Raw genomic sequence first — 21,954 nt, 5'->3', positions numbered from 1 at the left:
GGGATCCAGTCGTCGCATGTCAGCCGCCGCTACGCAGTCTCGATCCTGCCACCGGGCGAAGCCAAGTACAAGGTCCCCGGGGGCAAAACCAGGCGCCCGCGATGTCTCCACCCGAGCGATGATGCGGCTACGCACCCGTCCGTCGGGAAAGCCGCCCGAGCGGATCGGCATCATCAGGTAGGGGTCGACCGAGACCATCAACGCCCGAATGCTGAGTTCGCCGTCCCCCGGAGGAGGCACGTCATATCGAGCAAAGTCGAAATCGTCGCGTGCAGGGATCCCGACCGGCGCAGCTGTCAGCTGGATTCCGGTGGCCATACTCATAAGTCCCGCGCAGGCGCGATCGCATCGGGGGAGTGGCTGCCTTGGCCCACAAAACGCCAGCCTGACCCGTCGTCATGAACGAGATAGGTCCCGCCGATCGTTTCCATCTCGGTTCCATCGGCCCGGTTGCGCACGACTTCGGTCCCTGCAAGCGCCACGTATTCGTCCATCATCCGTACGGTTATGTCGAGGATGCGGCTGCTGCCCAGCCCACTTGCCACCAAGGCGGCTTTGGTCGCGGTCATCATCGCCAGGAATTCGTCACGCGAGTTGACGGTAACGGCTCGCTTGCCGAACAACCACGTGAACGGCATGCGATAACACTCGAACGCCGCGACGAAGTCATCGGCATTAAAAAGTTCGATATAGCGGCGGACCAGCGCCTCCACCTCCTGCGCGGCGCCATTTTCCGGCATCAGTTCGCCGCCTGCATCTCGGCCATGAGCGCCGCTCCCAGCATGGGGTTCATATACTCTCGAACCTCGCATACCTTGCCGTCACGCAGGGTGATCAGAAGATGATAGTCGTTGGCATATGTCGCCCCACCATGAGTCTCCCCCCCGCGAGACACCTGCTCCAGGCAAACCCGGTCACCTTCAGCGGTGATGCGGCCGCGCTCAAGTTTGGGCGAGGTCTTGAAGACTTTGCTGAAAGCTTGAACGGCGGCGTACATCTGCGCCTTTGCCATGGTGATGCCCCCCGGCGCGTCGGACGGAAACCACCAGGTCGCATCATCCGTCATCATGGCAAAGGCATCATCAATATCGCCGCGATCGATCTTGTCGAAAAAGTCGACGACCACGGCTTTGTTGTGTTCCAGGCTCATCGTATCTCTCCTGCTTTTTTATGATCCGATGCGCCTATCGCAGAGGCATCACAACTTTTTTTAAAGTGGGGCCGGCTGTGAGTGGCAAGGGTAAGTTCGCTTTTCCCCCGAACGGCGGTGGTCGGCCACGGCTGCGCGCAGGGACCCATCGGCATTGGCTCAACATGCGTCCTGGGGCCGAGCGTGCAAAGCGCTCCAACGCATGGGCTTTGGTTTTACTATATTCGTGAATTGTGTGCCCGCGTTGTTGCCCCCCACATTCGCCTGCGCGACAACGCCCCAGCATCGCGTGAACTGCGCGCTTGCCTGGAAAGGAAGATTCATGACCAGCCGAACATGGCGCATTCATGAGACGAAGGGCCCGAAATCGCTCGTCTTGGAAACTCTGCCGATCCCCCAGCCGGGTCCGGGCGAGGTGCGCGTAAAGCCCAAGGCGGTCGGGATGAACCGATCCGATCTCCTTTGGATCACCGCGGGTTTCTTCACTCCTGCGCTACCCAGCCGCGTCGGAGCGGAATTTTGCGGAATCGTCGATGCAGTGGGCGAAGGCGTCAGCGGGTTCAAGCCCGGTGATCGCGTTAGCAACCTGCCACATCCACTCACCTACGCCCACTTTGCCGAGCACACGATTGTGGCTGCCGAAGCTCTGGTTCATACTCCCGATTGTCTCAGCGATGCGGAAGGGGCGTCCTTCATCTTCACGCACCTGACGCAAATGCTGGGACTGATCGAGGCGGCAGGCCTGCGCCCGGGCATGACGGTGCTGGTATCAGGGGCCACCAGTGCCAATGGTAACAGCGCAGTACTGCTGGCCAAGCTTATGGGTGCCCAAGTTATAGCCACTAGCCGTAGCAGCGCCAGCAGGGCTCGGTTGATGGAATTGGGTGCCGACGCCGTAGTCGCCACCGCCGAGGAGAGCCTGTCCGAGCGAGTGGCCGAAATCACCGGCGGCAAAGGCGCCGATATCGTCTATGATTGCGTGGGCGGGTCGATCACCGAAGAGCTTTTGAAATCCTGCGCCATGAATGCGTACTGGCTGATGTTCGGCTATCTCGATCCAAGCCCCGTCACGATCAGTTGGCCGTTGTGGTTCCACAAGCAGCCCAAGCTGCACATTTTTTCCACCCTGCAGTATTCCGGTTCGGCCGCCATGGGCATGAAGGGACAGCCGATCGCCTTCAACCGGGCGATCGAAGGGCTGTTGGCGCTGGTCGGCAGTGGCAAGCTCGCCGTTCCGATTGGCACGGTCTATGATGGAATCGAAAAGGTGCAGGAGGCGATGCAGACGATGGATGCCAACGCCGGCGGCGGAAAGATCGTCGTGACGTTCTGAGCCTCAAAAACAACCAAAGAGGCCGGCGGCACAACGCGTCCGCCGGCCTCTTGATTTCAGATCACGCACTTTTCGCGCAGGGCGGCACATTCCTGTTCCGTGAGGCCGGCTTCCGCCAGGATTTCGTCGTTGTGCTCGCCGATGCTAGGTGGCGAGATGCGATAATCTGGCGGCGACCCGGACATGCGGAAGGGCGATGCGATCATCTTCACATCGCCGAACTCTGGCGACGGCATCGAGAAGAACAAGTTGCGCGCGATCGCGTGTTCATCGTTCTCCATGTCTTCTATGTCGTTGATCGGTCCTGCAGAAACCGTGGCATCGTTGAGGATCTTCACCCACTCTACGCGGGTCTTTCCCCTCAGCGCCTCCGTCACAGCGGCCTTGAGCTCGGGTCGATTGCGTACGCGATCCCCATTACGGGCGAAACGCGGGTCGGTGATCCATTCGGGATGCCCCAACACGCCGGCCAGTCGATTGAACTCGCGATCGTTGAAGGTCGCTACAATGATATGGCCATCGTCCACCTCGTAAACCCCGTAGGGTGCGGCGCTGGGGTGATCATTTCCCGTACGGCCCAATTTGGTACCCGCGTTCATCCAGGAGGACGCGGAATTAAGCAGCGCCGCGGCCTGGGCATCGAACAATGAGATGTCGATGTGCTGCCCCTCGCCGGTTTTATGTCGATGTTCGACTGCCGCCAGCACGCCGATCACGGCATTAAGGCCTGCCAAGATGTCCGCGACCGGGATACCTACGCGCAGCGGCCCGGCACCCGGCTCGCCATCGGGATAGCCAGTCACGCTCATCAGGCCGGCCATGCCTTGGATCAGGAAGTCATAGCCTGATCGGCCGCTATAGGGCCCTTCCTGTCCAAAACCCGTGATGGAGCAATAGATCAACCGAGGATTGACGGCACGCATCTGCTCATAGCCCAGGCCGTACCTGCCCAGCGTGCCTGTGCGATAATTCTCGATCAGAATGTCCGCGTCTGAGGCGATCCGGCGGATAAGCGCTTGCCCCTCCTCCTTGGCAAAGTCGACCGACAGCGAGCGCTTGTTCCGGTTGGCGGACTGAAAATAGGTGGATTCCCCCGGCGCCTCTTCGTTGGGTTCGCGTATCCAGGGTGGACCGACGCGGCGACAGTCATCGCCCTCGCCGCGTCGCTCGATCTTGATCACGTCCGCCCCGAGATCGCCCAATATCTGGCCTCCAAACGGTCCGGCGATCACCCGCGTCATGTCGATGACCTTCAGGCCGGCCAGCGGCCCCGTCGAGGCTGGTCGCGTCATCCGTCTTCTCCCTGTTCAAACCGTCTCGGCTGTCCGATGCGTCGGATCGCCCTGCCGTTCGACATCCGCCAGCAGCGCCGCATGGGCATCGATTCCACCATATTGTTTTTCGAGTACCAGCAAGCGGCGATAGTAATGGCTGATCGCATACTCATCGGTCACGCCATAGCCGCCATGGATCTGAATGCCGTTCCTCGACACGGTCTGCCCGGCCATTCCCGACACTACCTTTGCAACCGACACCGCGCGCGCGCGCACTGTAGCGCTTCCCTCAATATCACGCAGAGCAGCATAGAGCGAGGATCGCGCCTGATACGCAGAGACGAACATGTCCGATGCAAGGTGCTGGATCGCCTGGAATTTTCCGATCGGCTGGCCGAATTGCTGACGTTCCTTGGCATAATCGGCTACGGTCAGAAGCGCGACCTCCATCACTCCCACGGCTTGCGCGATCGTGGCCACCCGCGCCCGATCCAGCGCCTCGCCCAAGATCATCTCAGCGCGTTCCCCGCTGGCGATCATCGCGTCAGCGGGTAGGGCCACTGCCGAAAAGGTAAGGTCCGCCGCGCGGCTGCCATCGATCAGCGCATAAGCCTTCATGCTCATGCCCGCGCACTCTGACGGCACCATAAAGATAGCCGGTTTCCCATCAAAATCCGCCGTCACCAGCAGATGGTCGGCAGACGGCGCATCGAACGCCATGATCTTCTGGCCTTCAAGGACGAAGCCGGCGCCATCGCGACGCGCCTTGGTGCCGGCGGCATTCACCGACTGCGGCTCCTCATAGGCCAGCGCGATTTGGGCCTCGCCAGCTGCAATCTGAGCCAGCCATGTTTCCCGCCCATCGCCTTCAAGGCCGCTATCGAAAATGTGAGCGGCCAGGATGCCGGTGCTGATCAGCGGCTCCGTCACCAGCCCCTTGCCCAGCTCGATCATCAATAGCGCGACATCTTCCATCGGGCTGCCAAGACCGCCGGCATCTTCCGGCACGGCCAGCGCCATCCAGCCCAGCTCAGCCATCTTCGCCCAAAACTGCGCGTTGACTCCATCGGGAAGCTCGCGGCGCGCGCGCCATTGCTCAAGACCCGTCTCAGCGGTGATCAGACGCTGCGCGCTGTCCACGATCATCTGCTGCAATTCGCTGAGTTCAAAATCCATCTTGTTTACTCAAAGTCCCAGCGCAAGCTTTGCCAGGAGATTTTTCTGGATCTGCTGCGCGCCGCCATAAATAGTCGATGCCCGCGTTATCATCGCCCGGCTCGTCCGTCCTTGATACAGGTCCGGCCAAATCGGGTCCGTAGATGCATCCAGCCGCACATCGCCGTAATCCCGCAGTGACTGCGTGCCCAGTGCATCGACCTGAAGACCGGTAATGGTCTGCTGAAGCTCCGATCCCTTGACCTTGAGAACAGATGCCGCCGCAGTGATAGGAAAGTTCGACGGCTCTTCAGACAATACGCGAAGGACGGACCATTCGTGCGCCTCGATCTCCGCACCGACAACGGCAAGCCGCCGCGACCATTCGGGGTCTTCGATCAATGGCCGACCGTTCCGGAAGACCGCCTGTCCCAGCTCGCGAGCGCGTGTCAGCTCACGCTTGATCCAGAAGATGAAGGAACTGGTCGTGCGTTCGTGATCAAGCAGGAACTTGGCGTAAGTCCAGCCCTTGCCTTCCTCACCCACGAGGTTCTCAACCGGCACCCGCACGTCGTCGAGAAAAACTTCGCACAGATGCCCTTCGTTGTTGATCTGACGGATCTGACGAACTGTGATGCCGGGTGACTTCAGATCGATCATGAGACACGAAACGCCGCGCTGTGGCTTGCCCTGTGTGTCGGTCTTGACCAGGCAGAAAAGCCAATCCGCCTCGAACGCGCCGCTGGTCCAGATCTTGGAACCATTGACCACGTAATCGTCGCCATCTCGCCGGGCATTCGTACGCAACGAGGCCAGATCGGATCCAGCGCTTGGTTCGGAAAAGCCCTGCGCCCAGACCTCCTGGCCATTGCGGATGGGCGGGAGAAAACGTTCGCGCTGCGCTTCGGAGCCGAAGGTGTAGAGCACAGGGCCCACCATGTGCGACCCAATCCAGTGAAACTCCGGCGCATCGGCGGCATACATCTCGTCTTCGAAGATGAAGCGCTGCAATGCGGTCCAATCAGTTCCGCCGAACTCCACCGGCCATGCCGGAACAGACCAGCCCTCCGCGTCCAGGATCGCGAACCAGCGCCGTTGGTCTTCCAGATAAGAAGAGTTGGACAAGACGCGGCGATGCCGGTCGCTGATGTCGGCCGGCAGGATTTGCGCGATCCGCTGACGTATCATCTGGCGAAATTGTTCATCACTCTCGTCGAAACGGAACTTCAAATCGCACCTCTGGCTGGGCGGGGGTCCTAGACCAGGCTGAATGCAGTTGGTCAGCCGGGCAATCCGACTAACAAATGGCGGACGGACGCACCACCTCGTCTCCGACGCGGCGCCGACAAATCATCGGTGTGATTAGGCCGGGCGGGCGACGATCGAACGTGCACTAACCAATCAGTCGGGCAGAAAATGCGCTGCGCAGGCGTTCGCGGTTACCTGGAAGATGCACACGGGCATTCCGGCCCACTCCGCGGAGGCGGCTACATATTATTTGCAAAGGCGGCCGGGACGGCAGGTGCTGCAATAGCCTTAGCCCTCTCGAGGCCTAAGGTCACATGATGAAAGTACCCAAAAGGCAATGCATCCGATGGAGACGGGAAGGAGATGGTTCGCCCTATGAGACCCATCGACACCGACAAAAGCCGGAACGTAAAAGGGCAATCGACATTTTTGCCGATGGCCCTTTTACGATCCGGCTTTGTCGCATCAGATCAGATGTGATCAAACCGCCAGAAGCTGCGGCGGCTCCATTCGGGCGCCCGCGATATTCTCGGCAATTTCTTCCTGCATCGCGAGGACGAACCGATCTTCATTTTCGCGCAGCACGCTAGTGAGACCGGCGATGCCCAAGACGATCCGTTCGTCGTTGAGAAATTGCGGCAGGCGCATTGCGATCATGCCGCCTCCGGGAGTGACTGTATCATAGCTGGAGGCCCAGCCGCGAGCGCGCGTATGATTGACCTGTTCCAGCAGCGTGTTGAGGCAAACATTCTCGTCAGCCTCAGCATTGTAGCGGAGCGCGATACGCTTGATATCGCTGTCCGGAAGCTCAGCCAGAAGTGACAAGCCGGTACCGGAGCAGACCAATGGCCGGCGCGAGCCCTTCACCACGAACATCCGCAGCGGATCGGTCGCCTGCGCGACGTGGATGTATTCCGACCAGATCCGATTGCGCACCGCCAGCACAACTGCCTGACCCGTCCGCTTGTTGACGCCGTCGATCAGGCGCGTCAGCGTGCCGTCACTGATCATAGGACCGTTGATCCAGCTGCCCATCAGCGCAACGCGCGTCGTCGGACCGAAAGCACGAGTGTCCGGATTGAAATACAGATACCCAAGGATCACCATGCTGCGCAACAGAACAGAGGTGCTCGATTGCGGAAACTCCAACAATTCGGACACTTCCGAGACCAGAGCCTCGCGCTTCAGGACGTCGAAAAGCTCAAGGATGCGCAGCACTCGACCAGCGGATTTCACAACCCGATCGGTGTCCTCATCCTCACATCCTACAACATGATGTTCGCCAAGTGCGCGTGACAACCTGTTAAGCTGCATTTCCAGCCTCTCCTTATATTTGACTCCTAACAGTTGTTCGGTTTTCGTCAAGTGAGTCGCGCAAATCAGCGGTCTAGCGCCGGATCATTCGCAACAGAAATGCGGCCGAAACGATACACCTTATCGCTATTCGCCCCTTCCCTGACGCCAGCTTGATGAGGCGCGCCGGCCCCATGCGTTCGAACGGCTTGGGTAAGGGGACGGTTGGGCGGGATCATTCCAAACGTAATAAATGCTCAGTGTACATGCCGCAGGGAATGACGCCGCTAACGCTTGCAGGCATGGCCTGACAAAATCCCAATCACCCTCCCTTTGGTCAAGGATCATTTGCCCGCCATGGAAAAATTCGCAAAGATCGAACGCCGCGGCAAAGTCGCCATTTTGACTTTCAACCGGCCAGATACACTCAACGCCCTCGCCTCGCTGGAAGATTGCTTTTCCATCGTTGACGCTCTGACCGATCTTGAGCGTGACAGCGCAATCAGCGCGGTGGTTATCACTGGCAGTGGGCGGGCTTTCAGCGCCGGCGGAAACCTGAAGGCCATGAAAGAGCGAACGGGCATCGGCCGGCTCGCTACGCCGGATGACACCCGCGCCAACTATCGCCGCGGAGTGCACAAGGTGGCAAAAGCGCTCTATGACTGCGAATTGCCGATGATCGCCGCGGTCAACGGCCACGCCATCGGACTGGGATTGGATCTGGCCGCGCTATGCGACATGCGGATCGCTGCCGAAAATGCGAAGTTCGCGGCAAGTTTCATTAAGGTCGGTATCGTGCCGGGTGACGGCGGCGCCTGGGCGTTGTCGCGCGCGGTCGGCTACGCGAAGGCCGCCGAGCTGTTTTTCACCGGTGAGACGTTCGGCACGGATGAAGCAATCGCAATGGGCCTTATCTCGCGCGCCGTCCCTGCAGACAAGTTGATCGACGAAGCCGTGGCACTCGGCGAGAAAATTGCCACTAACCCCGCGCGTGCGCTGCGCATGACAAAGCGCTTGCTGCGAGAGGCACAGAACCAGCGCTTGTCAGATGTTCTGGAACTGTCGGCAGCATTCCAGGCGATCGCTCACGAGACGCAGGACCACGCCGAAGCCGTCGATGCTTTCCTGGAGAAACGCCCGCCTGTCTTCACCGGCGACTGATCGATTAGCGGCTAATGATCCCGTGCCCCCGGTACGAGGTCATTAGCCGCTGAAACTGAAATCCATCGGCAGCACACGGCGGTTGCCCCGCCGCATGGCATCGATAAAACCCTCTGGGGGCGGTTCAGCAGCGACCAGTGGTGTCTCTGCATTTGGCGTTGTGTTCCAAAACGTTTCCCAAGACGGAAAATGTCCGTGCCAGGAACCTCGCCGCTCTCCAACCCCCGGCCACTGGACGATACCCGCCCTCGGTCGCTCCAGCACGTCCGCACCGTAAAGCTCGCTTGGATTGCGCCGCTTGAAATACCAGCGGCCGCCGTCGCGCCGATAGGTGTCGAGATAGTAGAGGTATACCGGCACCCATTTGTCATCGATTTCATGCTCGCACCGGCAATACACGATCCCGTGAGCATTCTCGCTATCGTCAAATTCAATGACGTGGCCACCGATGTGATGAACGCTGGCGCGGAAACCCCGGAGTACCCTGCCGAAAGAGGCCTTTAGCGCCGATCGACCGTATTGCTCTCGAGACACCTTCGTATCTTCTACGTAAAGGTTCACGATGGCGTCGGTATCGCGCATATCGACCGCAAGAGCGTATTTGGACGCGAGCTGGCGGATTGCATCGACCGACTCCATTCGGTCCAACCGCTCGGCAAGATCGTTTGGAGTTGTATCTGCCATCGTCTTCCATCCTTCGCCTGGCCGGAACATTGATCATCTGGCACGCTCTTTTGACGGGCAAGCCGATCGACACGAAATTCACCTCGTGATTTCTTCGCCCTCACCCCTGGAGGGCATTGCAAGGCAGCCGGTTTGGCTCAAATTAAAAAAGACCGTTATGAGCATAATCGATTCTTCGATCCTGACGGCGACCACGCCATTGCTCGTGGGTGAGTAGTTAGTCGGCAAGTCGATCGGCCATCGACACGGAAGGTGCCATAGTGTTGCGGCTTTGCCCTCTCGACCTATATCGTCGAGCAACCACTACATAATTTAAAGATCAAGCCCGCTTCATCGGGCGCAACCGATACCGAGGATAAGCTGATCATGGCCACACAGATAAAGCCCGCGCCCGCCATCCCTCGGATCTCCGCAAAGAATTATATCTCGTCCGATTTTGCCAAGGCAGAGAATGAGCAGCTTTGGGGCAAAGTCTGGCAGGTCGCTTGCCGAGAAGAGGAAATTCCGAACGTCGGCGATTTCATAACGTACAACGTGGCGCGGGAATCGATCGTCGTGGCTCGTGGCAGGACAGGCATCGTCGCCTATCATAACGTCTGCCCGCATCGTGGCCGGCGCTTGGCGGACGGCTGTGGCCGCGCCAGTCAGTTTCGCTGCAAGTACCATGGCTGGACCTTCAATTTGGAGGGCAAGAATGTCGCCGTCCAGGATGAGAAGGATTGGCAGGGCGGCCTGGACGACGAACGGCTGGATCTGTGGCCTGTCCGCGTCGACACATGGGGGGGCTTCGTCTGGATCAACATGCAGGAAGAGGGCGAAACTCTCGCTGAATATCTCGAGACGATCCCGGAATATCTCGATCCCTTCGAATTCGATAAGCTAAGCTACCGCTGGAAGGTGGAGCTGCGCCTCCCGGTGAACTGGAAGGTCGCGCTAGAAGCGTTCATGGAGGGCTACCATGTCGCCGCCACTCACCCGCAACTGCTGCCGGTGCAGGGCAATGACTACACGGTCAGCGCCGTGCAAGGGAAGCATTCCCATTTCGGCTACTGGCAGGATCCGACGCCTCTGGGCACGCCTTCCCCGCGCTTGAAGATGGAAGCCAATCCTGATTCCCGCCCCGGAGTGTTGGAGTTCTTCCGTCAGATGGAAGAGGACCTCAATGCGATCTTTACTGATCGTGATTATCATGCTGCCAAGAAGATCATGGACATCCTGCCCGCTGACGCCGACGCGATGACCGTGTTCGGGACGGCGGTGGAACTAGGCCGCCAGGCCGCGAACGAGGATGGTGCAGGCTATCCTGAGAAGCTCGACTACGAAGCGCTCGGCCGCGCGGGTGCCGATTGGCACATCTTCCCCAATTGCGTCACCTTGCCGTGGTTCGACGGCGCGCTCTTTTACCGCGCGCGCCCTGACCACGTGGAGCCCGACAACCCGGACAAATGCACATTCGAAATCTGGTCGCTTAAGCGCTTCGCCCCCGGCACGGCCCCCAAAGTCGAAACGCGCATCATAACTGATCCGGCGTCGGAAAGTGTTTGCCTGATCCTCGATCAGGACATCGCCAACATGACCGAAGTGCAGGCCGGAATGAAATCCAGCAAGTTCGAATACGCGCGACCAAACCCGGTTCAGGAGTTGGAAGTCGTGAACTTCCACCAAGTCCTGGAACGTTATGTCCTTGGACAAAGTCGCGGCTAATCGGCTTCGTCTGTAAAAAGGAGCGGCTTGCTCAAAGGTGAGCGGCCGCTCTTTTTGATAAGATCAGGTCAACGCGAGCGCTGACAGGATTTGATTGGTCACGGATCAATCAGGTCTGAAATTTTCCGATGCCACGCCTCTGCGTACTCCGGTGGCAGCATCTAGAATGTCGCGCGCAAACCTGCTCCTTATCCCCCTCTCGTAAATCATATGGTGGATTCACGATCGCCACTCTCCCATCGTGTTGCGCCGACTCCCTCCGGGCACTAACGGGCTCTTGGAACCGTAAAGCCTTGCGAAAAGGCGTACGAGCTTAGGGAGAGATTTGTGACGGCATATCGGTTACTAGCTGCCGCCAGTGTTATTGCCTGTACTTCGGCGATGCCAGCTCTGGCACAAGACGCCACACCACAGCCTGCCGACGCCCCGGCCCCGGTTTCTGACGATATCGTCGTCACGGCACGCCGCGTTAGCGAACGCCTCCAAGACGTTCCAGTTGCCATCACCGCCGTGCAAGGTGGCAAACTGGATTCTCTCGGCTTGCGGACAGTTGTCGATTTGCGACAAGCCGTTCCCGGCCTCCAGGTCACATACTCCGCTGGCCGAGCTGCAACCCCTGTCTACATGATCCGCGGTCAACGTGCAGATGACACGCTTCTCACCCAAGATCAGCCGATCACCGTCTATATGGACGAAGCAGTGCTGTCACCGATGCAGGGCAGCAACTTGGGTATGTTCGATCTTGAGAACGTACAGGTGTTGAAGGGGCCGCAAGGCACCTTGTTCGGACGGAACACAACAGGCGGCGCGGTCTTGTTCACCACCGCCAAGCCCACCAACGAGTTCGAGGGCAGCGTCCGGCTGGGCTACGGCAATTTTGACACGAAGACCGCCACGGCCGTGCTTAACGTGCCTGTCAACGAGCAGATCCGTTTGCGAGCCGCGCTGGACTATACCAAAAGTGACGGATACGGTCGTATCGTTGCAGGCGCCAATGCTGGCCAGCGACTGTTCGATCGTGACGAGCTCAATCTGCGCTTCACCGCAGCGATCGATCCCACGGACTGGTTGCGCACAATGACAACCGTCTACCACTCGCGTTCGGATAACGGCGGTGTCGCATTCACCCTGCTGGACACCCCCAGCCCGGCGGGTGCCGCCGGTTTCGTCTTCGGTCAGGCGATGTCCGATGCCTACGCGCGCGCAAAGACACGAAGCGTCTATGATTCCGAGGATGGTCGTGGAACGCAATTTGCCCGCACGCGCGTGACCGGTGTCATCCATACGGATACGATCGAACTCGACGACAACCTCACATTCAAGAATATCTTCTCCTACCGCCGTGCCAAGGACGAAACATCGAACGACTTCGATGGCACGCTGGTGCCTGTGCTCGATTCTGCCGGCGCAACTTACACCAAGACGTACTCGGAAGAGGCCCAACTCCAGGGTAGAGCTTTCGACGATCGCCTGAACTACATCTTCGGGGCATACTATTATGTTCTCAAAGGCCTGGATGGCGCCGGCATTCCCCGGTTTGGGGCAGGCAACATCACCTTCGGACAGCCCTCCACGGTGTACGGGTCTGTCAACAACACGAGCTTTTCCGCGTTTGCTCAGGCGTCTTACAAGCTGACAGACAGCCTGAACCTGACTGCAGGCCTGCGCTACACGACCGATAAACGTGAAGCCACGCTCACCAACGGTAACTTCCCACTGACAGTCTGCAGTTTCAGAGACAACGCCGGTGTTCCATTGCCGGCCAATGCCTGCTTCGTCGATGTTGAGAAGTCGTTCTCCAAGCCAAGCTATCTCGTCAGCATCGATCACAAGTTTGGTGAAGATACGCTGGTCTATCTTACCCATCGCTACAGCTATCGTGCAGGCGGGTTCAATCTTCGCGCCGCCACTGTCGACGCCGCCCAACAGTCCTTCAAACCGGAGACGGTGAAAGATCTGGAGCTTGGCATCAAGCAAAGTTCAAATCTGGGTGGCGGACTTCGCCTGACTGCCAATCTTGCTGGCTACTACCAGTGGTACAATGACGTGCAGAAGGGCGTTTCTGTCCTGCAATCTGACGGCAATGTCGGAACTGTGACCCAGAATGCCGCAAAGGCAAATATCTACGGCGGCGAAGCCGAACTTGGCCTGCGATACGAACGACTTGTAGAACTGAACTTCAACTACGCTTACGTGAAGGCCGAATACAAGAATTATGCCACGCTAACCACCGTTGGCGGCGTATCTGCTCAGCCCGATGACTTTTCTGATCGGCAATTCAAGTATCAGCCCAAGCATCAGATCAACGCCAATCTCATCCTGACGCCGGATGTGGGAGATATCGGACAGCTTAGCATCACGGCTAATGTCTACTATCAATCAAAGGTCTTCTTCAGTGAGGATTTTCAGAATCGCGCTCAGTTGATTCGGCGCTTGGCACCAGGAGCGGTGCCTTTCCTGCCAACCGACACCGTTTTCGGTCAAAAGGGTTATGCCCTTGTCAATGGCCGTATCGAACTGGGCAATATCTCCGGCTCCGGCTTTACGGCTGCCGTCTTCGGCCGGAACCTGTTCAACAAGCGCTACGTAGACAGCGCCATCCCTTTCCAGGATAGTGTCGGTATCGATACCGGTGTCTACGGAGCGCCAAGGACCTATGGCGCTGAGGTTACTTTCAAGTTTTGATCATCAGGAGCACCCGCCTCGGTTCGGGCGGGTGCTCATTCTTGACGTCGAATCCGGACTGCGGATGCCGCTGATTCCGGGGCGGGTCGGTGCAACCAACCATCAATTTTCGGCGGATCAGGTTTCAAAATTGACTAGACCACGTCTGGAACGGGAGATGTTCGCGGGATCTGACGAGCCCGCCAAGTCGCCAAATCAAAAGAGCCGTCACGGGATGGCCATGGTCGCCAGCTTTGTCTTTTAGTTAGACGAAGTTGAAAAAAGCTGACAAAAATTTTTGCCGGACCTCGTGAAAATTATGCGTTGATAATGGAGAGTGGCATGACGCAGACATTACAGTCCTACCTTGATGCGATCGGCAAAGGTGCCGCGCTTGAAGGTACGACGTGGAATCCTGGAGATGCTCAACTTCGCGCAGACCTTCACGATCAGTTCTTCATGAATATCGTGCAAGGCTATTTCCTCTATCAGGGCGCCACTGCCGATCATCCCGATTTCACCCCAAACTATAACAACGTGCTGCGACTTCAACCCAATCCCGATGACACCTATGTCCGTACCGAGGTGGATGGCTCGGGTGTGTATCGCCTTTCAGGCGAGCGCGGGACGATCCGGCTTCTGACCGTCACGCTTGGCCGTGACGTCATCGGTACGACGGAAACGCCAGGTGGACAAACGGCCGAGTACGATCTGGATGAGTGCTTGACCTTCGCGGAGGATGGAACCTTCGAATGCCTCTTCAGCGCGGAGCGGCCTGAGGGCTATGACGGCCAATGGCTGTGCATGCCGGCGGAAACAAACGGCTTCCTGATCCGCCGTCGTGCCTACGATTGGCAGAACGAGCGGGATCCGCGACTGGCCATCGAACGGCTGGATGTATCGCCTCTCAAGCCGCGACCATCGGCGGAGCAGGTCGAATCACGCCTAATGGGGCTGGCCGAATATGCGGAGCGTCATTCCCGCCAATGGTTGCGATATCAGGATCAGATTCGCGATAGGGGTATTGTAAACCGTATCGAGCATCATGGATTCTCCGAGCTGGGCGGCATTCGCGTTCAACAATATTGGTGGGGAATGTTCCAGATAGAGCCCGGCGAGGCGCTGATATTGGAGACAGAGATCCCAGACACCGCACCGTACTGGAACATCCAGCTTAACGACGAAATCTGGAACACGCTGGAATACGTCTGGCGGCAAAGTCACTTGAATGGCCACCAGGCGCATCTCGATAGCGATGGAAAGTTTCGTGCCGTGATTTCCGTCGACGATCCCGGTGTTCCGAATTGGCTGGATACCGTCGGGCGTTTGCAGGGTACTATGGTTGGGCGTTGGTATAAGTGCTCGTCGCACCCTGTGCCAACCCTCAAGAAAGTGAAGCTTGCCGAAGTGCGCGATCACCTTCCATCCGATACACCGGTAATTGATGCGCAGGAACGCGATGCGCGGATCAGAGCGCGCGCACGGTCTTTGCAGATGCGGACAAAGTGGTAAAGAATGATGCAAGACGATACAGTGCAAAATAGCCTCACGGTTGATGAGTTGTGCGCCGAGGCGTCGCGCCGAACCGGGTTGACTGATTTTGGCCCAGATGGCTTTCGCAAGCCCCTGGCAATGTTGGCAGACCATCTTTCTTCTCCGCTTTTGACGGAAAACGGGAGGGCTGCATTGCGCGACGATCTGATCGTCGCTCTGGTCGGCCGGTTGATACGGGAAGACGAGTGGAAGAAAAATCCCGAATGGCGCACGCGCAAAATTGATCGACCGCTCGTGATTTGCGGGATCCCGCGCACAGGAACCACGGCGCTGCACAAGTTGCTTTCAGTTGATCCGCAATTCCAAGGACTGGATCACTGGCTCACATCGTGGCCCAAGCCGCGCCCGTCCCGGGCCAAGTGGCCGCAGGAGCAGGGGTACCAGAATGCCTTGGCAGCGCTAGAAAAGCTCTTCGAGATGGTGCCGCAGTTGCGTGTGTCTCACGATATCGTTGCTGACGAGGTTGATGAATGCCTCGAAATCCTGCGCCTGGATTTCATCGCGAACCGCTTCACATCGATCTATATCGTTCCCGAGTATGATGCCTGGTTCCAGTCTCAAGATGAAACGCCGCTTTATCAGCGTTTGGCAGATACCATCCGACTGATTGGATTGAATGATGATCGTACTTGGCTACTGAAGAACCCGGGGCATTTCGGCCATCTTGACGAATTGTTTACAGCGTTTCCCGATGCCCGCGTGGTCATCACCCATCGTGACCCGGTAAAGTCTTTGGGCTCGCTGGGAAGCGTCCTGGCCGGTCCGCGTCAGATGTTCTACGATGATCCCCATCTCGAGATGATCGGCAGGCGCGAACTGGCCTATTGGACACAGGCAAAAAAGGCTACCGATGCAACACGCGAAAAGCGTCAGGAAGGCCAGATCCTCGATATCAATCATTTGGACTTCCATCGCGATCCGATGCAGACCGTGCGCAATATCTACGAACACTTCGGACTGACATTGAGCGATGAAGTTGCCACCGCCATGGTGAAATGGTTGGCAGCCAATCCCGCTGACAAGCATGGCGCTCATAGTTACAAGCTGGAAGATTATGGTATCACTGCGGACCAGGTCCGCGCTGGATTGGGTGAAGGATAGTTATTATGACTGTCAATGTTGTCCGGCCGCCTCAGACCCCCCTGATCAACGGGTCTTTGGCCTTCGAGTTATTCCAGACCGCCTATGTCACTACCGACCTCGCTCGTGCGAGGCAGGTGTTGGGCGAGCGCTATGGCGTGCATGAATGGACGTCCTTTGCCCCTGGAGGAGGCATGGAGATCGGCCTTGCATGGGTGAGAGGACACCAGATCGAAGTGATTCAAGCGGTGGGCACGGACATGCCGCTATATACCGATTGGCTGCCAAAAACGGGCGAGTTCGCCATACACCTGCATCACTTTGGGTATTATATCCACGACGATGCTGAGTGGGCGAAGATGGAGGCGTTACTTGAGCGGGAGAACAAGCCCGTCATCTTCGGCGGCCAGGCCGATATCGTACGCTTTGCCTACGTCGATGCGCCCGAATTGGGTCATTACCTCGAATACGTATATCCGACCGAAGAGGGTAAGGCGTTCTTCGAAAGCGTACCGGCAAATTGAGGCATAGAGCGCGGCGGGAGGCTGGGCCAATTACCTAGGCTCCCACCCCGTCGACAGATCATAAATGTCTTTGCGGGCTTATAGCGGCAAGATGGTGTCCGCCCCATCGCCCCGGATTTTATGGCATAACGTGTCGGCAGAAAATTCGCGATGCGGTTGATGCAAACCAGGCCCGATATTAGGGGCCTCTGATAGCGTCACTTGTTTTGCTGGCGCACAAAGAACACCGCCTACAGGTTGAATAGGGCGCTGGGCTGTCGCATCATTCATCTTGAGCTCGAAGTTTCCGCAAAGCATATCAGGTCGATCACCACGTTCGGTTGCGCCGATTTTGACAGAAAAAGCTGCCTTTTCTGCCTGAACTCGCCCCTGGAGCAAGATGATGTCAGACCAAATCGCCATCGTTGAGGCTTTCTTGGCGACTTGGGACACCCCCGGAGGTTGGGAGCGAGGTGTGCAAGAGTACTTTTCCGATGATTCCGTCTACGAGAATATCGGCATGTCAAAATCGGTTGGTATCGACGAAATTCTCGAATTTGCGAGACATTACGATCGCACAACTGGCGGCGGAATCATGCATGTTCGGACGAGTGCGATCGCTTGTGCTGGTCACATGGTGCTGACCGAACGCGTGGATGACATGGTTGATGGACACGGGAATGTCTTCTTCACCACTCCCGTCATGGGCGCGTTTGAGGTGCGTAACGGCAAGATCGTGGCATGGCGCGATTACTTCGACACCGCTTCGCTTCCTCAACCCTATGACGGGCTTGGTGCACTGTCTTAGCTCTGATCAGTTCAGATCAGCTTCGGTAAAAGGAGCGATCGGCTCCACGGCGCGCATCAAGACTAACGGGATAAGGCGCTGCGTAGTCGCCTGATATTGCGCGAAGGGCGGGTTGTTGAACGTCATGAAGTTCCATATCCGCTCCCTCTCCTCGTCCTCCGGTTCGCGCCAGGTGGCACAAAAAGCCTGCGTGGCGATCTGGAAGCAGATGGCGTCATCGGCGATGAGATTGAGATACCAAGAGGGATGATGGTCCGCACCCGCTTTCGAGGCGGCGATCACCACCTCGCCGCCAATGACACCGTAGAAAAGCGGAGTGATGAAGGTCCGCCCAGTCTTTCGTCCAATATACCGGATCAATAAGTGCGGTGAGAACGCGCGACCGCCACTGAAGCTGAGGTCGATGATATGTCCGTCACTGCCGCCTGAAGACAGATATCGACGACGATGATCCTCGAGCCAATCCATACCGCCGCTGAACATGGTCTTTGAAGTCTCATCGCTCATTATGTCTCTCCCTGCACTTCGGGATGACCATCGCGCAAACACTGGTCCATGTCGAGAATGTCATGACGGCGGTTTTGGCGGCTCAGCCCCATAGGCAACGCGATATTGCTTGGGGCTTGAGCCAGTGCGGGCGCGAAAAACGGCGCGGAAGGACTTGATATCGTCATACCCCACGATATTCGCAATCTGGCCGATCGGCCTTCGGGTATGCACCAATTGCTGAATGGCCGCATCCACCCTGATTTTCTGAAGGTATGTGCCCGGCGTCATTCCCAATTGCTCGCGAAATCGCCGCGTCAGCGTAGATTGGCTGATACCCAAGTTGGCCGCCAACGTGGAGAACCTAACGTCTGCCGTCGAATTGCGTCCAATCCAGACTTGCGCCGTCGTGACGATATCATCGCTGGCGCCCGTCGGTCCTGGCTCGGTACGGACACCCAGATGCGCCCCTACGGAATGGGCCACCCAGGGCGCGATCATGCGGTCGATCAGCCGCAGCAACATCGAGGCTTCTCCGGCCACGCTCCCGCATGTGGCAATGCCGTCCTGATCAATGAACGGAGCGAATGGTTCCACCCGCACTTGAGGATGATTGGCACGGAACCATGGCACGAGCCTTCTGGGCAGGACGACCGGCCCTTCTTTCAACAAACCGGCCATCGCCAGCAGGCGGATGGATTCGCCCGTCGCTGAAAAGGTGCAACCTGCTGCGTTCTGAGCCTGTAGCCATCGAATGATCGCGGCCTGGTCGTCGATAAATTCCGCTCCTTCACCTGCGGGGTCGAAGTCCGGCAGATGAACGTGACGCGGCAAGTCCGTGTTGCTGATCTGTGCTGCCATGATGGTGTGCCCCCCCCCGCAACCTGACGGGGCCATCCTGCATGCCAAGTAACTGGATAGGCGAAGTCATGCTCACCATCTCTCGCTCGCCAAGCACGGCGCTCGCCTCGTTTTGCACGAGATGAAAGCAATCGAGAAACAATCCGATGCTCGTCATCAATGATCCCTGCAGAGCTAGCACTGCGATAGGCCGCGCCATGGCACTCTCCCGTTTTACCCCCCGATGATGACGATATTGCCCATTCTCGCCAAGCACCAAGTAAGGCATATTTCCAAAATCACCGGACTGAAGCGCCGGGATACGGAGGAGGATGGGAAGTTGGCGTAACACCCGTCGACTTTGGCCAAGCCGTTTGAATGATATGCTTTTTGCGCTGCGTCACCCACCTTTGGTGCCGCTTGCATAGGCCTGGCCGTGAAACGCGCATCCCCTCGCGATAAACAGCGCCGAAGCCGGCACCCAGGGGAGGGCATATGACACGTTTTTCTGCTACAATTCCGCCAATCATGTGGGTTTCGTCCATCGCGATCGTTGCAGCTATCGCATGCACCAGCGGTGTCGCCGCTGCGCAGACAAATGATGCGGACAATATTGATATCGTCGTAACCGCTCAAAAGCGCAGCGAGCGTTTGCAGGATGTGCCGATTTCGATTTCGGCGTTGTCGGCAGCAGAACTCCAGACGCGTGGCATTCAAAGCGTTGCCAGTCTCGAGACAACGGCGCTGGCGGGTCTGCGCATCAGCCGACAAGCGGGCAGCGGCCAGCCCGCAATCGTTATCCGCGGCATCTCCACCTCCGCGCAGACGGAGGCAACACGCGAACAAGGAACCGCCCTTTATATCGACGGTGTTTACATCCCGCGCCCGCAGGGCCTGACCAGCAAGATTATCGATCCGGAGCGTATCGAAGTCCTGCGTGGCCCGCAGGGCACGCTTTTTGGCCGGAATGCCGAGGGCGGTGCCTTGTCGATCACCTCGGCAGGTCCGACCGGAGAGTTCGGCGGCCGTATCGGCGCCACGATCGGCAGCTTTGGTATGCGCGAGGAGTACGTACGCCTGAACCTTCCCGAATTCGCGAATATCGCGATCCGCGTCGATGGCGTGAAGACCGACTTTGATGGCTTTGTGAAAAACAAGGCGCTTGCCCCAGGCCAGACGCTGAGCCGCCACCGTGATTTCGGCGAGCAGGACAATATCGGTGGCCGCGTTCAGGTGCGCTGGACACCAAGCAGTGATTTCAGCGCCCAGTATTCTTATGACAATACCAAGCTGGATTATACGCAGGAATATATCTATCGTATCGGCTTACCGTTGGGCGCGCGCCAGGTCGACCCGTCGAGGGTTCGGGAAAGCTGGATCCCGCTTTGGGTGGGTGGCTTCAAGACCCGCATTCAGGGTCACGCGCTGACGACCACTTATGACGTGAGCGACAACCTTCAGGTCAAATCCATCACCGCTTACCGCAAGGTAACCGAAGACGGCGCAAACACGCTGAACGGTGCGAACACCCTCGTCACGCTCAGCCCGACACGCCGGGTGTCTGGCATTATCGGGCAGGGCTTTGTCAGCAGCAAGGCGTTCAGCCAGGAAATCCAATTGATCGGCTCATTGCCGCGCTTGGAATACGCTATCGGCGCATTCTATTTCCGTGAGAAGGTCATTGATCGCCGAACCACCATGTTTTCGATCGTCTACAACGGTACTAATCCGCCGGTGGCCGTCGAACCCTTTATCCTTGCAGGCGGCGCCACGCAGGCTTCGGCTCGGGCGACATCTTTCGCGATCTTCGGGCAAGCGACATATACGCCAGCTATACTGGATGATCAGTTGAAGCTGACACTGGGTCTACGTTATACGGACGACGAAAAAGTGGCACGGCGCGATGCGCTGAACGGCGTTATCCTCAGCCCACCGCGCTATACTTCGCCGGTTACCGAGTCTCGCTTCGATCCGGCGTTCACCATCGCCTATCAGCCCAACTCCGACTTCAACCTTTACGCGCGGTACGCCCAGGCATTTCGAGCTGGCGGCATTGCCATAACGTCGCCCGCATTTACGCCGTTCAATGCGGAAACAAACCGGCAGGTCGAGCTTGGCCTGAAGTCTCAGCTTTTCGATCGTCACGTGCAATTCAACATCGCGGCATGGCATAGCTGGGTGAAGGATCGCCAGACCAACGTGGTTGATCCGATCAACCCGTCGATCATCGATACCAAGAATATCCCCGGTACCAGCAAGTTGCGCGGGATCGAAGTCGAGACAGTGGCCAACCCATTGGACGGCCTGAAGTTCACGGCTTCGGGCTCCATCCAGAGCGGCAAGGAACCGCCCTACAACTGCGGTCCGACATGCGACCGGCGCTTCCTGACCTTCATGCCGCGGTGGATCATCGGCTTGGCCGGCGACTACAGCGTGCCAGTGGGTGACATGGAACTCGCGCTTCACCTGGACTGGAATTATACCACGCCATATCATAAGGCACCGGTCTACAACGTGGGTCAGGTGACGTTGCGTTCCCAGGATAACGTGTGGAATAGCCGCGTGACTCTCAGCGATTTGCCGCTGGGGCCTGTGAAGGCAAAGTTGAGCCTCGCTGCTTTGAATCTTCTCAATAATAAAAACATCGTTACCGATACCAACTTGAACTGGGGCGTGCGTCAGCAACCGCGTCAAATCCAAGGTACGTTGGAGATCGAATTCTGATTTGAGACACAAGGGCGCGCGGGTCTTGCCGTCAGCAGACCGGCGCGCCATTCCTTCTCCAGGCGATATAAGCCGCGTGCTTAGCGGGCTCGTTTGTCCCAAGCCATGCGTTATCCTGTAGCGCTCGCTTGTTACCTTTGAACGCTCGTAAGCGTCCGGTCTCCGGCGCGTTGCGCCTTCCGGCCCCGTTGGCGAGGGAGGGCCGATAGGAGTCTCCTTCTGGACTCCATAAGGAGGTCAGGAGATGGGCCGGATCGAGGTCATCACCCGCACGGAACGCCGTCGTAAATATT

The 21,954-nt window shown here is 58.0% G+C and carries 19 protein-coding genes and 1 pseudogene; 9 read left to right on the top strand and 11 right to left on the bottom strand.

Annotated features, from left to right (window positions below; genetic code table 11):
- Positions 1 to 27 precede the first annotated feature (27 nt).
- From ACHWRX_RS06035 to ACHWRX_RS06025, 3 genes and pseudogenes are all read right to left on the bottom strand, one after another.
- Positions 28 to 318: pseudogene (locus tag ACHWRX_RS06035) on the bottom strand (hypothetical protein); the annotation flags it as partial.
- A gap of 2 nt (positions 319 to 320) precedes the next feature.
- Entirely contained in the window at positions 321 to 740 is a 420-nt protein-coding gene (locus ACHWRX_RS06030) for a hypothetical protein (protein WP_394658488.1), read from the bottom strand.
- Positions 740 to 1,150 (bottom strand): nuclear transport factor 2 family protein, encoded by a 411-nt coding sequence (locus ACHWRX_RS06025; protein WP_394658487.1) that lies wholly within the window; start codon positions 1,148 to 1,150, stop codon positions 740 to 742. Before ACHWRX_RS06025 ends, ACHWRX_RS06030 begins: the two co-directional genes overlap by 1 nt.
- 322 nt (positions 1,151 to 1,472) lie before the next feature.
- Between ACHWRX_RS06025 and ACHWRX_RS06020 the strand changes: the two genes are divergently transcribed.
- The gene (locus ACHWRX_RS06020) at positions 1,473 to 2,483 is read left to right on the top strand and encodes a zinc-binding dehydrogenase (protein WP_394658486.1); all 1,011 of its coding nucleotides are present in this window, start codon (positions 1,473 to 1,475) and stop codon (positions 2,481 to 2,483) included.
- Between the two features lie 56 nt (positions 2,484 to 2,539).
- Here the strand turns inward: ACHWRX_RS06020 and ACHWRX_RS06015 are convergent, their stop codons facing one another.
- The 4 genes from ACHWRX_RS06015 to ACHWRX_RS06000 form a co-directional block, all read right to left on the bottom strand.
- Positions 2,540 to 3,775 (bottom strand): CaiB/BaiF CoA transferase family protein, encoded by a 1,236-nt coding sequence (locus ACHWRX_RS06015; protein ID WP_394658485.1) that lies wholly within the window; start codon positions 3,773 to 3,775, stop codon positions 2,540 to 2,542.
- A gap of 15 nt (positions 3,776 to 3,790) precedes the next feature.
- Positions 3,791 to 4,933 carry an acyl-CoA dehydrogenase family protein gene (locus tag ACHWRX_RS06010; RefSeq protein WP_394658484.1) on the bottom strand — a complete coding sequence of 381 codons (1,143 nt, stop codon included), beginning with the start codon at positions 4,931 to 4,933 and terminating at the stop codon, positions 3,791 to 3,793.
- 9 nt (positions 4,934 to 4,942) lie between these two features.
- A complete protein-coding gene (locus tag ACHWRX_RS06005; RefSeq protein ID WP_394658483.1) occupies positions 4,943 to 6,142 on the bottom strand; it encodes an acyl-CoA dehydrogenase family protein in 1,200 nt (399 codons plus the stop codon).
- 498 nt (positions 6,143 to 6,640) lie between these two features.
- Positions 6,641 to 7,474, bottom strand: a complete 834-nt coding sequence (locus tag ACHWRX_RS06000) for an IclR family transcriptional regulator (protein ID WP_394658482.1) — start codon at positions 7,472 to 7,474, stop codon at positions 6,641 to 6,643.
- Between the two features lie 336 nt (positions 7,475 to 7,810).
- Here ACHWRX_RS06000 and ACHWRX_RS05995 point away from each other — a divergent pair, with 336 nt between their 5' ends.
- On the top strand, positions 7,811 to 8,614 hold the full coding sequence (locus tag ACHWRX_RS05995; RefSeq protein ID WP_394658525.1) for a crotonase/enoyl-CoA hydratase family protein: 804 nt from the start codon (positions 7,811 to 7,813) through the stop codon (positions 8,612 to 8,614).
- Between the two features lie 42 nt (positions 8,615 to 8,656).
- Here the strand turns inward: ACHWRX_RS05995 and ACHWRX_RS05990 are convergent, their stop codons facing one another.
- Entirely contained in the window at positions 8,657 to 9,298 is a 642-nt protein-coding gene (locus ACHWRX_RS05990) for a nuclear transport factor 2 family protein (protein ID WP_394658481.1), read from the bottom strand.
- A gap of 366 nt (positions 9,299 to 9,664) precedes the next feature.
- Between ACHWRX_RS05990 and ACHWRX_RS05985 the strand changes: the two genes are divergently transcribed.
- The 5 genes from ACHWRX_RS05985 (at position 9,665) to ACHWRX_RS05965 (ending at position 16,824) form a co-directional block, all read left to right on the top strand.
- The gene (locus ACHWRX_RS05985) at positions 9,665 to 11,002 is read left to right on the top strand and encodes an SRPBCC family protein (protein ID WP_394658480.1); all 1,338 of its coding nucleotides are present in this window, start codon (positions 9,665 to 9,667) and stop codon (positions 11,000 to 11,002) included.
- A gap of 327 nt (positions 11,003 to 11,329) precedes the next feature.
- Positions 11,330 to 13,687, top strand: a complete 2,358-nt coding sequence (locus ACHWRX_RS05980) for a TonB-dependent receptor (RefSeq protein WP_394658479.1) — start codon at positions 11,330 to 11,332, stop codon at positions 13,685 to 13,687.
- Between the two features lie 309 nt (positions 13,688 to 13,996).
- A complete protein-coding gene (locus ACHWRX_RS05975) occupies positions 13,997 to 15,178 on the top strand; it encodes a DUF1214 domain-containing protein (RefSeq protein WP_394658478.1) in 1,182 nt (393 codons plus the stop codon).
- A 3-nt stretch (positions 15,179 to 15,181) separates the two neighbouring features.
- On the top strand, positions 15,182 to 16,321 hold the full coding sequence (locus tag ACHWRX_RS05970; protein ID WP_394658477.1) for a sulfotransferase family protein: 1,140 nt from the start codon (positions 15,182 to 15,184) through the stop codon (positions 16,319 to 16,321).
- Between the two features lie 5 nt (positions 16,322 to 16,326).
- Positions 16,327 to 16,824, top strand: a complete 498-nt coding sequence (locus ACHWRX_RS05965) for a hypothetical protein (protein WP_394658476.1) — start codon at positions 16,327 to 16,329, stop codon at positions 16,822 to 16,824.
- Between the two features lie 78 nt (positions 16,825 to 16,902).
- Here the strand turns inward: ACHWRX_RS05965 and ACHWRX_RS05960 are convergent, their stop codons facing one another.
- Positions 16,903 to 17,226 carry a hypothetical protein gene (locus tag ACHWRX_RS05960; RefSeq protein WP_394658475.1) on the bottom strand — a complete coding sequence of 108 codons (324 nt, stop codon included), beginning with the start codon at positions 17,224 to 17,226 and terminating at the stop codon, positions 16,903 to 16,905.
- Here ACHWRX_RS05960 and ACHWRX_RS05955 point away from each other — a divergent pair.
- Entirely contained in the window at positions 17,207 to 17,611 is a 405-nt protein-coding gene (locus tag ACHWRX_RS05955; RefSeq protein WP_394658474.1) for a limonene-1,2-epoxide hydrolase family protein, read from the top strand. The genes ACHWRX_RS05960 and ACHWRX_RS05955 overlap by 20 nt on opposite strands.
- Positions 17,612 to 17,617: 6 nt before the next feature.
- On the opposite strand, the gene ACHWRX_RS05950 is transcribed toward ACHWRX_RS05955, so the two are convergent.
- Both ACHWRX_RS05950 and ACHWRX_RS05945 read right to left on the bottom strand, forming a co-directional pair.
- Entirely contained in the window at positions 17,618 to 18,118 is a 501-nt protein-coding gene (locus tag ACHWRX_RS05950) for a nitroreductase/quinone reductase family protein (protein ID WP_394658473.1), read from the bottom strand.
- Between the two features lie 60 nt (positions 18,119 to 18,178).
- Positions 18,179 to 18,958, bottom strand: coding sequence for a GlxA family transcriptional regulator (locus tag ACHWRX_RS05945; RefSeq protein WP_394658472.1), 780 nt, complete (start codon positions 18,956 to 18,958; stop codon positions 18,179 to 18,181).
- Positions 18,959 to 19,432: 474 nt separating this feature from the next.
- On the opposite strand from ACHWRX_RS05945, the gene ACHWRX_RS05940 reads away from it, so the two are divergent.
- Positions 19,433 to 21,661 carry a TonB-dependent receptor gene (locus ACHWRX_RS05940; RefSeq protein ID WP_394658471.1) on the top strand — a complete coding sequence of 743 codons (2,229 nt, stop codon included), beginning with the start codon at positions 19,433 to 19,435 and terminating at the stop codon, positions 21,659 to 21,661.
- The last annotated feature ends 293 nt before the right edge of the window (positions 21,662 to 21,954 follow it).

The organism is uncultured Novosphingobium sp., assembly GCF_964277725.1.
Classification (GTDB): domain Bacteria; phylum Pseudomonadota; class Alphaproteobacteria; order Sphingomonadales; family Sphingomonadaceae; genus Novosphingobium; species Novosphingobium fluoreni.
This window is presented reverse-complemented; position numbering and strand designations above follow the sequence as displayed.

What these genes read in the sequence shown, in the direction of transcription:
- ACHWRX_RS05985 (WP_394658480.1), top strand. Translation starts at nt 9,665, where the DNA reads ATGGCCACACAGATAAAGCCCGCGCCCGCCATCCCTCGGATCTCCGCA.
- ACHWRX_RS06025 (WP_394658487.1), bottom strand. Translation starts at nt 1,150, where the DNA reads ATGAGCCTGGAACACAACAAAGCCGTGGTCGTCGACTTTTTCGACAAG.
- ACHWRX_RS06010 (WP_394658484.1), bottom strand. Translation starts at nt 4,933, where the DNA reads ATGGATTTTGAACTCAGCGAATTGCAGCAGATGATCGTGGACAGCGCG.
- ACHWRX_RS06000 (WP_394658482.1), bottom strand. Translation starts at nt 7,474, where the DNA reads ATGCAGCTTAACAGGTTGTCACGCGCACTTGGCGAACATCATGTTGTA.
- ACHWRX_RS05965 (WP_394658476.1), top strand. Translation starts at nt 16,327, where the DNA reads ATGACTGTCAATGTTGTCCGGCCGCCTCAGACCCCCCTGATCAACGGG.
- ACHWRX_RS05955 (WP_394658474.1), top strand. Translation starts at nt 17,207, where the DNA reads ATGTCAGACCAAATCGCCATCGTTGAGGCTTTCTTGGCGACTTGGGAC.
- ACHWRX_RS05950 (WP_394658473.1), bottom strand. Translation starts at nt 18,118, where the DNA reads ATGAGCGATGAGACTTCAAAGACCATGTTCAGCGGCGGTATGGATTGG.
- ACHWRX_RS05970 (WP_394658477.1), top strand. Translation starts at nt 15,182, where the DNA reads ATGATGCAAGACGATACAGTGCAAAATAGCCTCACGGTTGATGAGTTG.
- ACHWRX_RS05960 (WP_394658475.1), bottom strand. Translation starts at nt 17,226, where the DNA reads ATGGCGATTTGGTCTGACATCATCTTGCTCCAGGGGCGAGTTCAGGCA.
- ACHWRX_RS06020 (WP_394658486.1), top strand. Translation starts at nt 1,473, where the DNA reads ATGACCAGCCGAACATGGCGCATTCATGAGACGAAGGGCCCGAAATCG.
- ACHWRX_RS05940 (WP_394658471.1), top strand. Translation starts at nt 19,433, where the DNA reads ATGACACGTTTTTCTGCTACAATTCCGCCAATCATGTGGGTTTCGTCC.
- ACHWRX_RS05990 (WP_394658481.1), bottom strand. Translation starts at nt 9,298, where the DNA reads ATGGCAGATACAACTCCAAACGATCTTGCCGAGCGGTTGGACCGAATG.
- ACHWRX_RS05995 (WP_394658525.1), top strand. Translation starts at nt 7,811, where the DNA reads ATGGAAAAATTCGCAAAGATCGAACGCCGCGGCAAAGTCGCCATTTTG.
- ACHWRX_RS05975 (WP_394658478.1), top strand. Translation starts at nt 13,997, where the DNA reads ATGGAGAGTGGCATGACGCAGACATTACAGTCCTACCTTGATGCGATC.
- ACHWRX_RS05945 (WP_394658472.1), bottom strand. Translation starts at nt 18,958, where the DNA reads ATGGCAGCACAGATCAGCAACACGGACTTGCCGCGTCACGTTCATCTG.
- ACHWRX_RS06030 (WP_394658488.1), bottom strand. Translation starts at nt 740, where the DNA reads ATGCCGGAAAATGGCGCCGCGCAGGAGGTGGAGGCGCTGGTCCGCCGC.
- ACHWRX_RS06015 (WP_394658485.1), bottom strand. Translation starts at nt 3,775, where the DNA reads ATGACGCGACCAGCCTCGACGGGGCCGCTGGCCGGCCTGAAGGTCATC.